Genomic DNA, 12,784 nt, shown 5'->3' with positions numbered 1-12,784 from the left:
GGCGACCACGTTGGCGGGGGATGAGCTGCGTCGATGCGCAGCGAGGACAAGGAATGGACATACGCCTCTCCTGCTGAAGGGTCAGACCAAGACCCAGTGTCTTGGCTTCACAGGAGTAGTGTGGGGCTGAGTTTTGGTTCAATCGCATGCCGCTTCACAAAGAGCATGTTACGTCGCTGCCGGAGTATCTTATGGACAACACAACGCGGGATTTTCCCGCGCTATCACATGGGGGATGTGCATTTAACGTCAGAGTAACTACCAAGAGTCGTTTTAATGATAAACAAGCGGCTTTTATTCAACTAAGAGGGTCTGCAGTGCCGTATTCAATAACACAGCTTTAGGATACGTTAGTATTACTTACTCAATATACCAACTGTTATCATCCTTCCCAAAGGATCAATCCTGAAACACGACCAACATTTAACGACTGATCAGTCACTAAAGCCCTCACCTATAAAACGTCATCAATCGCTCTCAACACTCCCATTAGGCTTATGATCGTAATGAAACAAACGACGATCACTAACGCCAACACAGTGCTCAACCAACACCGCTTAATCAGTCCATCATCTGAATCAGTCCTTACCTTCATTCCTGGGTTGATACCTACCCGTTAGCGTCACTTCACCACCGTCGTAGGTTTACACGCCGTGCCGTATCTACATGACCCGTGTACTGACCTAGACACGGTCACCAGACCTTGCCGTTTTCAGCGTAGTGAAAAGGCGCTCCTTTGACTCACTTACTTCCATGAGATGATGTATGACCGCGACGCCGTGTATTAACCGCAATCTAACGCCGATCACCTCCTCGACGTATTGGCCCGCGCCTGGCACCGAGTTACCGGTACTCACCCACCGGGGGCCTTTAGCAAAAGAGTATTTAGATATCCTTTACCGCGTAACGTGGAACGCCATTAGCGAGAGTAAACGGGTGATGGCCTGCCGCTTTGATCTCACCCTCCCCCACGGCGTGACCTTGCCCCACGATGGCCACTCCAACGCCCCGATCAAACGCTGTATGGCCTCCTTCCAAGCAAAGGTAAATTATGATCGCCAACGTCGAGGAAGCCCACATCACTGCCGCATTCGCTATGTGATTGCCCGAGAACAAAGCCAAGACGGCGCACCCCACTTCCACCTGCTGCTGTTTTTTAATCTGCATGCCTACCACACGCCAGGCACCGTGGATTACGAAGGCCGCAACCTGTTCAACATGCTCTCGGAAGCGTGGGCTAGTGCCTTGGGGATTCCGACGGAGATCGCCAAACCTTGTGTTCAGCTGTCCAGGGGCCATCCAACAGAGCAAGAAGTGTGGCATGCCCCTTTACTCAGCCATTACTACCTGGAAGCCAACAACGACTACGCGGCACTGCCTGCCCTATTTTTACGCGGTAGCTACCTGTGCAAGCTCTTCAGCAAGGCTTACGGCCAAGGTCATCGGGCCATCTTATACAGTCATGGATAGTACCTGGGTGAAGATAAGTGCATCGACAGGGAACGATGTACGCCATGGTATGGGGCCGTCCATGACGGAACGGCCCATCGCCTTCTTATGGAGTAAGCAATGGCCTCATTTTCGACAAAAGCGCAACCCATCTACCCGCTCACACACCTACCGCTCACTAGCATGACGCATGTCCAATTGATGGCAGACGTGCAGGCATGCCGACAGCATCAAGGACTAACTCAGGCCGAGCTGGCCCAGCAATTAGGGATTAGCGTGCGGACGTATCAGGAGTGGGAACAGGGGCGGCGCTGCCCTTCGGGTGCCGCCGTCACCCTGCTGCGGGGGTACTTACACATGACGACATCACGACATTGATTGATTAAAAACCACAAAAAAGGCCCTTTTTCAGGGCCAATATGGAGAAACCGTGGATCACGATGTCGTGATGTCGTAAGTAAGACGCGTTAGACGTGTCGACGGGCAATGCTGATGGGGGCGATTTCCCAACGGTAAGTGCTTCCACGCTTGCCATTGTCTAAACACCGATACCCTTGCGCATTAAGCAGCGACGCAGCTCGTTTAAGGGCCGCCCCCATCGCTCGGGCATTGGCAGGCCAATCACGTTCCGCCACGTCCTGCTCTCGATAGGGTGATAAGAGCGTTAACCATTCCCCCGCCGGGTACTCCACTGCCTCTCGCTGCCCCGATTCATCAAAAAAGCGTTCCACCGCCATTGCCACAGGGTCTTGTTCTATCAACTCTCGGGCACGCTCGTTGCGATAGTCTTCGTATTGTGCCCAGAAGGCCTCATCCGTCCCGGCCACCGCCCGGGAAACAATCATCCCTACTTTGCAGAAGTCTTGCCACCCATCAGGAACATGACGATCTAGGAAGGTGGTATCTATGTGGGCATGCGCTTGGCCAAGCAATTCAAATAACGCCGCTTGTACCATCGATAGATCATTGGGGATGAGCAATCGTCCTATATTGGGGTCGATGTCAGACGGTGCAGATTTACTAGCAGGTGGTGACCGCAAAGGCAACTCAATACTGAGTGTACGCTCCACCAGCGCTGGATCGGTAACGACGGGTTCATCAGCACTGATGAGGGGCATACGCTTTGTACGAAGGTGAGAAGAAGACCCTTTTTTCTTCCAAGCAAGGGTCGTACCGTTCAGAAAACCCAGCAAGCGTCGCTGAACAGCCGTCGAAAGCGGCTTCTCCACGCCATTCAATACCAACACATGGTGATGCCATGCCAAGGCATCCAAATCGCTCACTTTACTTGGCGGCTGATGGTTCACATCATCGCGAATGCATGGATCAAGCCATTGTTTGAGGGCCGTTAACCACCGTGTTTTACCTTGATGAGACACACCGGTGATTTCTAATGCCAGCATCTGACGTTCAGGCATCAGTGCTAGCACCATATAGGCGTAGATTAACCACTCCCGATTTAACGGTAGCGGTAAATGTTTTTCAATATACTGAATGTTCCTAACGTCAAACGCGTGAGCGCCTTGAACACCCCCGGTGGAATATGGACAACAGTTGGCGGGCCTCCAATGAGGCTGAAGTGTTGACGTATAGAATCGGCTTTCTTGCCCCCGCTCCCAGACAGAATAATGACCGTCTAAATCAATGTATCGCTCACCTTGCTCACCCAACCATGTACGACCATGGGCGACGTGCCTACGTTCAGCAGGCTCACTACGCAGAATATCCAGCGCATTGCTAATTTGTGTATTGGATACATCACGGTTGAGAAAGTCAGCCGCCCAACGCTTGAGCTCAGATCCTATCAACTCTGGCTCCATCAAGAGCGAACCGCCCAAAGCAAACGGCATCAGGTAATACACCCCATTCATATCCATAACTAACTGGTAATGATCGCGAATCAATTGACGAAGCATATTCGCATTACACGGCCTCACTGGCCTCCCTTGCTTGGCATTTTGCGGAGGCGTAATGGGCATGTTCATCCCTGTCGAATGGGATAAATAGGTGCCTTCTTGAGAGAGAGGAAATGTAGCACGGGTCATAAAAGACTCCTTTAAGAGACGTGGGGAATGGGCTGGGCTTGACGATGATGATAAAACTCATCTAACATTCAGATCATACCCCCGACTTGAAGATGACGGCAATGGCTAGATCACCGAACCCTGCGATAGCGCCCGACGCTCTAGCGCTGTTGGAGTATTGGCTTCTACGACCCGTGCTTGCTCTGAAGACAGCAAGCACCCCTACCTGGAAAGGTACTCTTGTCGATGTACAGGGCGCACTTCTTCCTCTGTTGAAAGCAGATGACGAAATAAAAAGAATACTGAGTTATCGAACGTGGGAAGGTTATGCCGGTGCGATGGTAGATCAACTGCCAACCAAGGCTGCCCCCTTTTCACCAGACCACCCGTCTTATGTATTACCCGTATCAGCTATTCTTGGACCGGCCCTGGTTATCCAAGACATTCTTCTGATCGAGGAATATCGTACCCAGGATAAAGGGCAAATAAGGCGCTTTGATCATAGCGTGACACGCTACTGGAATATCTTCCGCCCACTGCTGGAAAAGTACGGCATAACGTCCTCTGACACACAGCACCTTGACGTTCAGAACGGCTACTTCTTCGATCTCTATAAGGACGTCAAATGCTGCTTTTCTGAACTGCAAGAGGTGACAAAACACGCTGACAACCAGCGACAGATGCAGGCAGCTCGTAAAGCACTTTACAAAAGCACGAAATCATACACGCACTATTTAGATAGTTTGGTTCATCAGCATGCCGCTTTAGAGGTGTTATACATTGGGCTTACTTACACTCCGATGGCGAGTCGTCATCAACAGCCTCCATTGGACTTTTACGGAGCAGATGCGCATTTCAAGCAGTTTGTGCAGAAAAGACGACACTCGCCCTTATTCAAAGGACTGAAGGGGTATATTTGGAAACGTGATGGAAACAGCAGCTATCCCTATCTTTTTCATTTCTTTTTATTTTTTGACCCGGAGGTGTTTAGCATAACGCCTGACCTTAAAGAACAGATTTGTCAGTTATGGATAGAACAGATTACCCAAGGAGAGGGAGCGTGTGTGGATCTGTTGGACGGGCCAGTCACACGTCAACGGTTTTCACCTAAATGGCTGTGTCTCCCTAACCAAAAAGAAAATCGCACCACGGTATTACTTGACCGACAGCACGCCTCGTTTGAACCGCGTTTTCAAGAACTCAAGCGTATGGTTAACGCCCTGCTCCAGGTGGATCGCTTGACCTATCTTGAGTTTCCCGCTGGCTATCCGCGGCTTGGGCGCGGGCAACTACCGGTTTCTTCCTAACCCCCTCAACTGCCCACACCTGGGGCACGGAGCATTTGATGATCATTACCCGCGACGCCTTCTACGCACAGCGCATTACTCCGCGTGATAACCGCTTATTCGCTGCGCAGCAGGCGTGTGTAAGCCTAGTGTTGGCAGACATTACCCCGCTCGCCAACCAGGGCATTCCCATCGTGCTGCCTACTGGCCCAGAGACGCTACCACTCGCCCTTCTCCAACCGGGGCAAGGTAACCCGTTTGGTGATCATACGCCTCGGCTTTGGAAACACTATCCGTTCTCGCTCACGCAGCATGTGGTCGGGCTTGATGCCGATGGCTGTGGTCAACTAGGCAGCGTGTTATGGGGCGACCCTTATGCGCCGCATTGGGGAGATATGACGGGTCACCGGCTTTTCGAACCCGATGGCCAAGCCAGTGATTATTTACAAAGCACACTCAGTGGCTTACGCGAAGCACAACAAGAAACCTTAGTCACACAGCAGCTGGTCTGGCAACTTCACCAACTGCGTGTCTTGCTACCGGACACCATCACACATTCTGGCCATTGTTGGTGCGTATATCGCATTGACATGGATCATCTACAAACACGCATTGGAGCATCTGATGACCCTATGCACTGCCGCCTATTGATGATGGCACACGCCATCAATGACTCCCAACAGTCGCTGGGGCGCTCTAAAGCCTCGACATGGACACCATGGACAGAGGAATCCCCCACGGCCAAGCTAGGGTAGCGGCAGTAGCCGCTTTTATGCCGTATTAGCGCTTTTTGAAGAATAAAGTATATAGGCCCCTTCTAGGGGGCCTGACAGAGTGAGACCTCGTTAAATCACCCAGCCGCTATCGGTCTCTGCTAACCCTGACAACCACACGGCATTGTCGATATTTTCCTGGGAAACGGCGAAATAGTTCAGCACCTCGACTTGCGTTAGCCCGGTGGCCATTTGGTCAAGCCAATAGGTTTTACCAGCGGCATCGGCATTGCGGTCTAGTACGTTCAGGTACATGCGATCAATGAAGTCGTTATTGCTAGGCGCGCCGAAGTTCGTCAAAAACTCATCAGATTGGATAAAGAATCCGGAAATATCGATGGTGCTTTGGCCTTGTTGCGCCACCCCAATCCAGTAGTTCAAGCCGCTTTCATCAGGCTGGCGGTTGAGCGCCGCTTCGTAAATCAGGGCGATATTTTCAACGGTATTTTGAGTGATGTCTACCGCATTACCGTTTTCGTCCACTGGACTGTTCTCTGCTCCACTGTCAGTAGTGTCATACAAAAGGTGATCGGGAATATCGACACTTAATCCTTTGTTGCTCCCGTTGAAAGTGGTGTACAACACATACTCGCCAGCCTCCAGGTATAGCGGCCCACTGCTACCATACCCATCAGTGACTAAATTAAGCTGCTTATCATAAATTTTGTATGTTGCACTATCGCCGGTAGCGCTAATGAAGATATGGCCACTTTGATAGGTGGTAATACTATTAAAGTTTGTGTAGCCACTAACTTCATAACTCCCCTGTGTGACCGCTTGCAAGGAGTTGAAAGATTCGTCGCCAGGAAGGTAAATACTCACTTCCGCATTTCTTGGGCTACCGAACTGAGTGTGAAAATGGTATTTACCGCTCTTGAGATAAACGATATTCGAGTCCATTTTGCCGATAAGATTAAAGGCCTCATCGTAAATATCAGGATAGGAGTAGGATGACCTAAAAAGCACCGGCCCATCCGCTTTTGTTTCTATTGCGTAATACTTTTCATAGAGCGATGACCGATAGGTACCGGTTGTTACTGCCTGAAACAGCCCTTGAGAATCCATCTAAAACTTCCTTTTAGATATTACGTACAAAACGCCGCACAAAAGGCGGCGTTTTAACATCTAAGCAGCGGCCATCTTACTTCTTGGGAAGTTCTGCCTTTAGCGCATTGGCGTAGGCCGTGCGGGCGGTTTGGGCGATGGCGAGCTGGTGTTGCAGGCGGCGGATTTCTTCATCGGTGACGCGCAGGTTGACCACCTGGTTACGGGCACTTTCGGAAAGGTCGTTAACGCCGTATTCGCGGTTATCGATGGTGATGGTTTTCTGTTGTTCAGCCATGGAAAGCTCCTATTGGGTTTGAGTGGTGTTTTGGGTTAGCTATCGAAATCGAAGGAGAAGTCGTCATCGCCTTCTTCGAAGAGTTGATCCAGCGACATGGGCTGCTGGTCGGCCGCGCTGTCGGCGTGGTCGGCGCGGGTCATCTGGGCCAGCAGGCCATCGCGCAGGTTGTTCAGCGAAAGCAGGTGCGCGTATACCAGGGCCAAGGCACCGCTGGTTCGTAACTTAGCCAACGTATCACCATCCAGTGCGGCTAAGGCTTTTTCATCCACCAAACGAATACCGGCTAAACGCTTGCCACCCTTACCTTCTTCGCCCACATAGATTTGCCGCTCGGCCAGCAAGCCTGCTGCTTCTAACTCAGCCACTAGACCTAGAGTGCGGTGATTTTCCCGCTCCAGGTTGGTCAGCACCTTCTGGATTTGCTGGAGTGTTTCGGTAGCATGCCCCTGATCATCAAACAGGGCCAGGCCATCGGGGCGTTCCAGATGGCTCGCTTCGGCATCAAACTGAATAACATACTGCTGTTCACTGCCTGAGCCCTCAGTGCCTGGCACAGCTGCCAGCATAAAGGGGTAGCGGCGAATATGGGCAGGTATATAGCGACCAATCCAGTGGCCAGTGTCCTCTTTAACATGCATATTTTGACCGTGGTTAACGCCTACCAGCGCCTGGGGCAGGCCACCACTTAGCGGAAAGACGATAGGCATTTCACGGGCGATACGCGCCGTTTCCGCTGCGACCACCGGAATCAGCATTTGCTCCTTTGCAAAATCGTAAGGCTGGCGGGGATTAAAGCGCAACTGCTGATGTTCGCGAGGTTGTAGCGGGGTTAACTGACGAAACATGGTCTCTCCTTGAGAAATATTTGCTCTCGGCAGCATTAAACCAGCCGCCAAATAAAAAGGCCACCCCGAAGGATGGCCTTAGTACGACTACAGTGCAGTCAATAAGTTGCCAAAGGCAGCTTATGCAATACCTGCAAAGTTTTCATTTACGAGGTCTGTAGAGGCAACACCGTTCAACAGAATGGTGAAGTCCAGACCTTCGCTTGAAGTTACAACAGTGTCACCAGCTGCAAAGTCTGCTGCTGAGTAACCTTGGTCGATGTAAGCTTGCTGTGCATCGCCATCCAGCGCTGTGAAGAAGGCATTAGCATCTTCAACAACGATGTCTGCTGCGCTATCAACACCCAGGTCACGAAGGTCGATGATAGACTGGTTAGACAGCGTAACGTCTACGTTGTCAAACACTTGGAAGTTAGTGATCTCCCAAACCACACCAGCTTCATCAGCGTCGGCATTGAAGTCGAAGCTAGAGATGAACTCAGAGCTCGAACCATCACCGCCAACGTTGAAGCTAAAGTTGTATGCGTTAGCAACAATCGTACCGTTGGTGCCAGTTTCTGCGGCCCACTGTGCATTAAGCAGGTTACCTTCGAAGCCTGACAGGTCAACAGTGCTCAGAGCAGTGTCAAGATCGCCAATATTCAGCGTAGTGGTAACATCACCATTCGCATCTACACCGCCACCAACAATTTCAAGTGTGCGGGCGTAAGTAGTACCTGCGTTGGTGCCGTCAGCAGTTTCCAGATCCAGATCAAAGTCGTAATCGGTCTCTGCAGCTAGACCCAGTGTAACTGTGCGGTAGTCTTGAACAGACAGCTCGCTGGTGTAATCGCCTGCGAAGTTAACGGAGATTTCGTTACCGTTAGCACGGTCAGAAGCGATAAACGTCAGGTTTGCGTCAGTGCCATTCGCTGCAACGTTTACAACCTCAGAACCAGACAGGTTGATCAACTCAGCTGCACCGCTTAGGGCTGCAATGTTGTACTGCTCAACACCGGATACCGCAGCGGCGTTGAATTCACCAGAGAAGCCAGTAAACGCGCCGTTGAACTGGTTGTTTACAGCCAGACCCAACTGAATGGTTTCAAAACCAGTAACAGTTGCCTGTGCATCACCACCGTACACAGCCAGGGTGTCGGTTTCTGCAGCAGTACCGGTAATGACGTCAGTTGCGCCGTTCAGGATACCAGCGTTCATAGCCAGATCCAGGTCGCCGCCCAGGTCAGAGCCGTCAACAACAGAAGCGCCAGAGCCCATGTTTGCAATGTGCAGGTCAAGGTTCTGTGTGCCGTCTAGGTCAACTTTGTTAACGCCAGCCAAAGCAGCGCTTTGTACCAGGTTTTCAGTGTTACGACGACCACCAGAAGTCAGATCCAGCTCACGAACCGCGCTGGTACCTGCACCTTCAGTGCTGACGTTGAATGCTTCAACAGTCAGTTCGCCATCCAAACGGGCAGTGTTGTCAAGCAGCACTTCCAGGTTGTTCTGGGTCGGGATCGGACGGGTGTTGATCACGTCGACAACGCCAATGAACTGGTCATTGTTGTTGTTGAGTGAACCCAGGGTCTGATTCTTACCAGAGACGGTCAGGTCTGTGTCAATACGCGCCTGAACGATATCGGTGTTAACACCAGTTTCAGCAATGGGATTGCCAGCTACATCAGAAGCCAAGTCTGTTGCAATAACAATTTCCTTGCCATCGATAGCGGTCATGTTGCCGGTAACGATGTTCTGGCGAGTGTTATTGTCGTCTGCAACAACTAAACGATCAACGTTAACGAACTCACCAAAGGCAGTTTGCGCAGCAGTGAATTTAATATCGCCAGGTGCGCGAGTGAAGTTGCCGAATTCATCAGCGGTAGCACCAGTGGTGGTGCTAACTTCAACGGTGTTCTCTTCGCCACCTTCCAGATCAACGGTAGTAGAGTTCTTCACAGCCAGATCAGTCAGGTTGACGCGATCGCTGCTGTCACCACCGATGATTTCAAGAGCGAAATCAGGGTCGGAAGCTACTTGGTTGTCAACGGTCAGGCTTAGGTTGTTGCCCGCGTCGCCCAGCAGGTAGCTGAACTGAACAGTCTCTTCTGCACCAGCCAGGTACTTGTCAAATACGTCAATTGACAGTTCGGCAGCCAGCTTGATTTCAGAGCTGTAGCCAGTGGCGTTGAATACACGAACGTCACGCAGACCGCTGTCGCCTTGACCATCTTCGTCAACGTCTACAGAAAGACGATCGTCGATAGTAGTGGAAACACCTTTCTCGTCAACTGTACGTGCGCCAACCTGGAAAGTACCCTGTGCGCCTTCTGCGACGTGGGTCAGGTTAACTTCTTCCAACTGCTGTTCAGCAGAGAAAGAGTCTTGTACTGAATTAGGGTTGTTTTCAGAACGCAGGCTCTTGATGTGGCTGTCACGATCAACCAGAACATCCATTACTTCGATGCCACGGTCGCCGGACATAGCTGCGATGTTAACGTCGCCACCACGTGAACCGTTACCGGCACCGTCAAGTACCAGCGTGGTTTGAGTCGGGCCTTCCTGCTCTAAACGACCCACTTCAACGCGGTTACGTACGTCGATATCAGCTGTCGCACCGAAAATCAGCGCTTCGCCTTCAACGATTTCGAACGGACGACCTTGCTCATCGTCGATCACGAACTGGCCGTTACCAGTGTGAGAAACGCTAAGACCTTCAAGGTTTTGCGCTTCGATTTCAGCAGCAATGGCAGCTTCAAGCTCAGCCCAGGTGTTAGCAGCAGAGATCTGGTCATTAGACAAGGTTACGTCTTCACCACCAACAGTGAAATTAACTTCACGAACGGTGATGTTTTGCAGCTCGTTAGCGGCCAGCACTTGGTCGCCATCGATTTCCTGAATGACGATGCTCAGTTCAGAGTCAGAGCTGACATCACCTTCCAGGAACAGCGGGTTGAAGTAAGCTTCATAGCCAACTTCCGGATCGGTTTCGCGCATACCGAAGGTGGTTTCGTCGGTAGCGGTGCGGATATCTTCGATGCGGATATCGGCACGGCTGTTATCTGTCCACCACTGTTCAACACCAGCCATTTTCTCAGCGTCTACAGTAGCGCCGAAGGTAGTGTTGGAAGCACCTTGGTCTACACGAGTAGCTTGTGCACGCAGGTAAACTTCTTGGATGTTAGTGGTCTCAGCAGAAATCGCTGGTGCCCAGTTGTCAGAAATGGAACCTGATGCAATCAAGTCAGCGCGCAGAACGTTGGTGCTATCAGCACCGCCGTCAAGAACGTCGCCAGTTTCAAAGGTATTGGCTAACTCGCCAGAACCGGTTTCGTTTTGCGTAACCGGTGCTTCGAAAGTGGTGTCTGAACCGTCAGCGCCTTGCAGGTTGTCGGCTTGCTGAGTCAGACGAATAGTTTCGTCGCTACCCGGCGGCGTCGGCATCTGATCATCGACTTTCTCATCGAACGCTGCAGCGTCTTCGTCAGAAGCGGCAGAGATGAACAGCTGCGGGAGTTCGCTGGCCGGTACGGAAGCACCGTCACCGTTAACCCAGTATTCCAGGCCTTCTGCTTCTGGCTCACGACCGAACATGTTCTGGTAGATAGCGGTTACCAGCTCTTCACGAGTACGGTCGCCGTAGAGTTCTACGTATTCAGGCTGATCGTCATTGGCTAGGTATGTACGCAGCTCAGATTCGCTAACGCCCTGCTCCTGCCAGTAATCGATCCCTTCTTGATCAGCTGTACGGTTAAAATAAGCCGTATAAAGCTGCTGAATTTGGGTAGTAGTTAAAGCCATTGATGTAACTCCGTGTTTAAGTGTCGAATCGACATTAGCCGCGTTTAGCTCTGTATGGCAAGCGCGGCCGTGAGCGAGGCCTCGCTCCAGAGATCAGGCTGATGAAAAACCATCAACACTGACACTCATCCCTTGCGTTTCGGTTTAGGCATCGCTGAATTATCGGCGAACACTTTATACCGTCACAACATTTCGCAGCTACGTTTTACCCGTAGCCCTTGAGGTAAGTCAATAGGTTGAGCTTAGTAAAAAAACATCATCGGGTGCAATGCAAGATTTGGCAAGACTTGAATTATTTCTATCAATTCTGTTTCTGCTATTTTTGCTTCTACCCGTTTTGTAACGTTTCGCTAATGCTTTCCATATTGATTGCATTTTAAGATAACCTAATGAGGTGTTGGTTACCCTTTGCTCATTCTTTTAACTTAGCATGGTTTAAGCTTGCCATAGATCAAGGCTATTGCCAATAAAAAACAGCGTTTCCTTATGATGTCATCGTTGCATAGCCTTCAATCAGGTGCTTTTTCGAGCATGTCGGCCAGCGTTTGATCCAGTGAATAGCGTTTCAAACTAGGCAACCAGGCGTTTAAACGCTGAGTACAAGCCTTTAGCTCCGGTATTTCATTGCTTCGAACAAACGTCGGGTTAACTTCTATGGTTAATGTATGGTTTGCCAACATTTCCAGTCGGTGAATAACGTCTTTTAGTGACGCCGCCTTGCCACTGCCCACATTAACAATGCTGCCGCTTTTGGCCTCAACAGGCCATTCCGTTAATAACCGGCAGTAAATGCTGGCTATGTCGCGTACGTCGCTAAAGTCGCGGCTTACGTGGGTATTGCCCAGCTCAATCACACTCGCCCGCTGCTGTATGTGTTGCACAATTTTAGGCACTAAAAAGTGCGCTGCTTGCCCTGGGCCGGTGTAGTTGAAAGGTCGTGCAATCATTAGCGGTAGGCGTTCGGCGTAGGTGTTAGCAATATGCTCCATAGCCATTTTGGAGTTGGCGTAGTGGTTCACCGGTGCTGGGGACACCTGTTCACTGATCACCGCTTGGCCGTTGGCCCCATACACATTGGCACTGCTGGCCAACAGTACCCTTGGCGGGTCTGGCAGTACACTGACTGCTTTGAGCAGGTTTTCGGTGCCGAGCACATTGACGTGGTAAAAATCCAGCGGCGTGGGGTGGCCCACAAACGACAGCGCCGCTAAGTGGTATACCTGTTGTGGCGCTACGCTGTTGACCAGCGCGGCGAGCGCAGCCGCATCGTTAAGGTCTATCGCGT

10 protein-coding genes are annotated in these 12,784 nt (G+C 51.1%); 4 read left to right on the top strand and 6 right to left on the bottom strand.

Annotated elements, in window-relative coordinates:
- Positions 1 to 765 precede the first annotated feature (765 nt).
- Together INT22_RS09810 and INT22_RS09805 are read left to right on the top strand one after the other, a co-directional pair.
- Entirely contained in the window at positions 766 to 1,470 is a 705-nt protein-coding gene (locus INT22_RS09810) for a YagK/YfjJ domain-containing protein (protein WP_193060308.1), read from the top strand.
- A 99-nt stretch (positions 1,471 to 1,569) separates the two neighbouring features.
- Positions 1,570 to 1,827: a helix-turn-helix domain-containing protein gene (locus INT22_RS09805; protein WP_226912571.1), complete on the top strand. Its 258-nt coding sequence runs from the start codon at positions 1,570 to 1,572 to the stop codon at positions 1,825 to 1,827.
- Between the two features lie 89 nt (positions 1,828 to 1,916).
- Here the strand turns inward: INT22_RS09805 and INT22_RS09800 are convergent, their stop codons facing one another.
- Positions 1,917 to 3,494 (bottom strand): hypothetical protein, encoded by a 1,578-nt coding sequence (locus tag INT22_RS09800; RefSeq protein ID WP_193060309.1) that lies wholly within the window; start codon positions 3,492 to 3,494, stop codon positions 1,917 to 1,919.
- 173 nt (positions 3,495 to 3,667) lie between these two features.
- On the opposite strand from INT22_RS09800, the gene INT22_RS09795 reads away from it, so the two are divergent.
- Positions 3,668 to 4,780: a hypothetical protein gene (locus INT22_RS09795; protein WP_193068159.1), complete on the top strand. Its 1,113-nt coding sequence runs from the start codon at positions 3,668 to 3,670 to the stop codon at positions 4,778 to 4,780.
- Between the two features lie 38 nt (positions 4,781 to 4,818).
- Positions 4,819 to 5,514 (top strand): SapC family protein, encoded by a 696-nt coding sequence (locus tag INT22_RS09790; RefSeq protein ID WP_193060311.1) that lies wholly within the window; start codon positions 4,819 to 4,821, stop codon positions 5,512 to 5,514.
- Between the two features lie 90 nt (positions 5,515 to 5,604).
- Here INT22_RS09790 and INT22_RS09785 read toward each other — a convergent pair whose 3' ends face one another.
- From INT22_RS09785 to INT22_RS09765, 5 genes are all read right to left on the bottom strand, one after another.
- Positions 5,605 to 6,597 carry a DUF4214 domain-containing protein gene (locus INT22_RS09785; protein ID WP_193060312.1) on the bottom strand — a complete coding sequence of 331 codons (993 nt, stop codon included), beginning with the start codon at positions 6,595 to 6,597 and terminating at the stop codon, positions 5,605 to 5,607.
- 76 nt (positions 6,598 to 6,673) lie between these two features.
- A complete protein-coding gene (locus tag INT22_RS09780; protein ID WP_193060313.1) occupies positions 6,674 to 6,874 on the bottom strand; it encodes a DUF6447 family protein in 201 nt (66 codons plus the stop codon).
- Positions 6,875 to 6,909: 35 nt separating this feature from the next.
- Entirely contained in the window at positions 6,910 to 7,722 is an 813-nt protein-coding gene (locus INT22_RS09775; RefSeq protein ID WP_193060314.1) for a SapC family protein, read from the bottom strand.
- Positions 7,723 to 7,842: 120 nt separating this feature from the next.
- Complete coding sequence (locus INT22_RS09770; RefSeq protein ID WP_193068158.1) at positions 7,843 to 11,499, bottom strand: DUF4214 domain-containing protein; 3,657 nt, start codon at positions 11,497 to 11,499, stop codon at positions 7,843 to 7,845.
- A 509-nt stretch (positions 11,500 to 12,008) separates the two neighbouring features.
- The coding region (locus INT22_RS09765) for a GDP-mannose 4,6-dehydratase (RefSeq protein WP_193068157.1) at positions 12,009 to 12,784 on the bottom strand (776 nt) is incomplete at its 5' end.

The sequence above is a fragment of the Halomonas sp. 3D7M genome (assembly GCF_014897885.1).
GTDB lineage: Bacteria > Pseudomonadota > Gammaproteobacteria > Pseudomonadales > Halomonadaceae > Vreelandella.
The sequence above is the reverse complement of the archived record's forward strand: the minus strand, read 5'-3'. Positions and strand labels throughout refer to the sequence as shown.

Bases quoted from the DNA above. Each gene is read 5' to 3' on its own strand.
- INT22_RS09775 (WP_193060314.1), bottom strand. From the start codon at position 7,722: ATGTTTCGTCAGTTAACCCCGCTACAACCTCGCGAACATCAGCAGTTG.
- INT22_RS09800 (WP_193060309.1), bottom strand. From the start codon at position 3,494: ATGACCCGTGCTACATTTCCTCTCTCTCAAGAAGGCACCTATTTATCC.
- INT22_RS09810 (WP_193060308.1), top strand. From the start codon at position 766: ATGACCGCGACGCCGTGTATTAACCGCAATCTAACGCCGATCACCTCC.
- INT22_RS09790 (WP_193060311.1), top strand. From the start codon at position 4,819: ATGATCATTACCCGCGACGCCTTCTACGCACAGCGCATTACTCCGCGT.
- INT22_RS09780 (WP_193060313.1), bottom strand. From the start codon at position 6,874: ATGGCTGAACAACAGAAAACCATCACCATCGATAACCGCGAATACGGC.
- INT22_RS09805 (WP_226912571.1), top strand. From the start codon at position 1,570: ATGGCCTCATTTTCGACAAAAGCGCAACCCATCTACCCGCTCACACAC.
- INT22_RS09770 (WP_193068158.1), bottom strand. From the start codon at position 11,499: ATGGCTTTAACTACTACCCAAATTCAGCAGCTTTATACGGCTTATTTT.
- INT22_RS09785 (WP_193060312.1), bottom strand. From the start codon at position 6,597: ATGGATTCTCAAGGGCTGTTTCAGGCAGTAACAACCGGTACCTATCGG.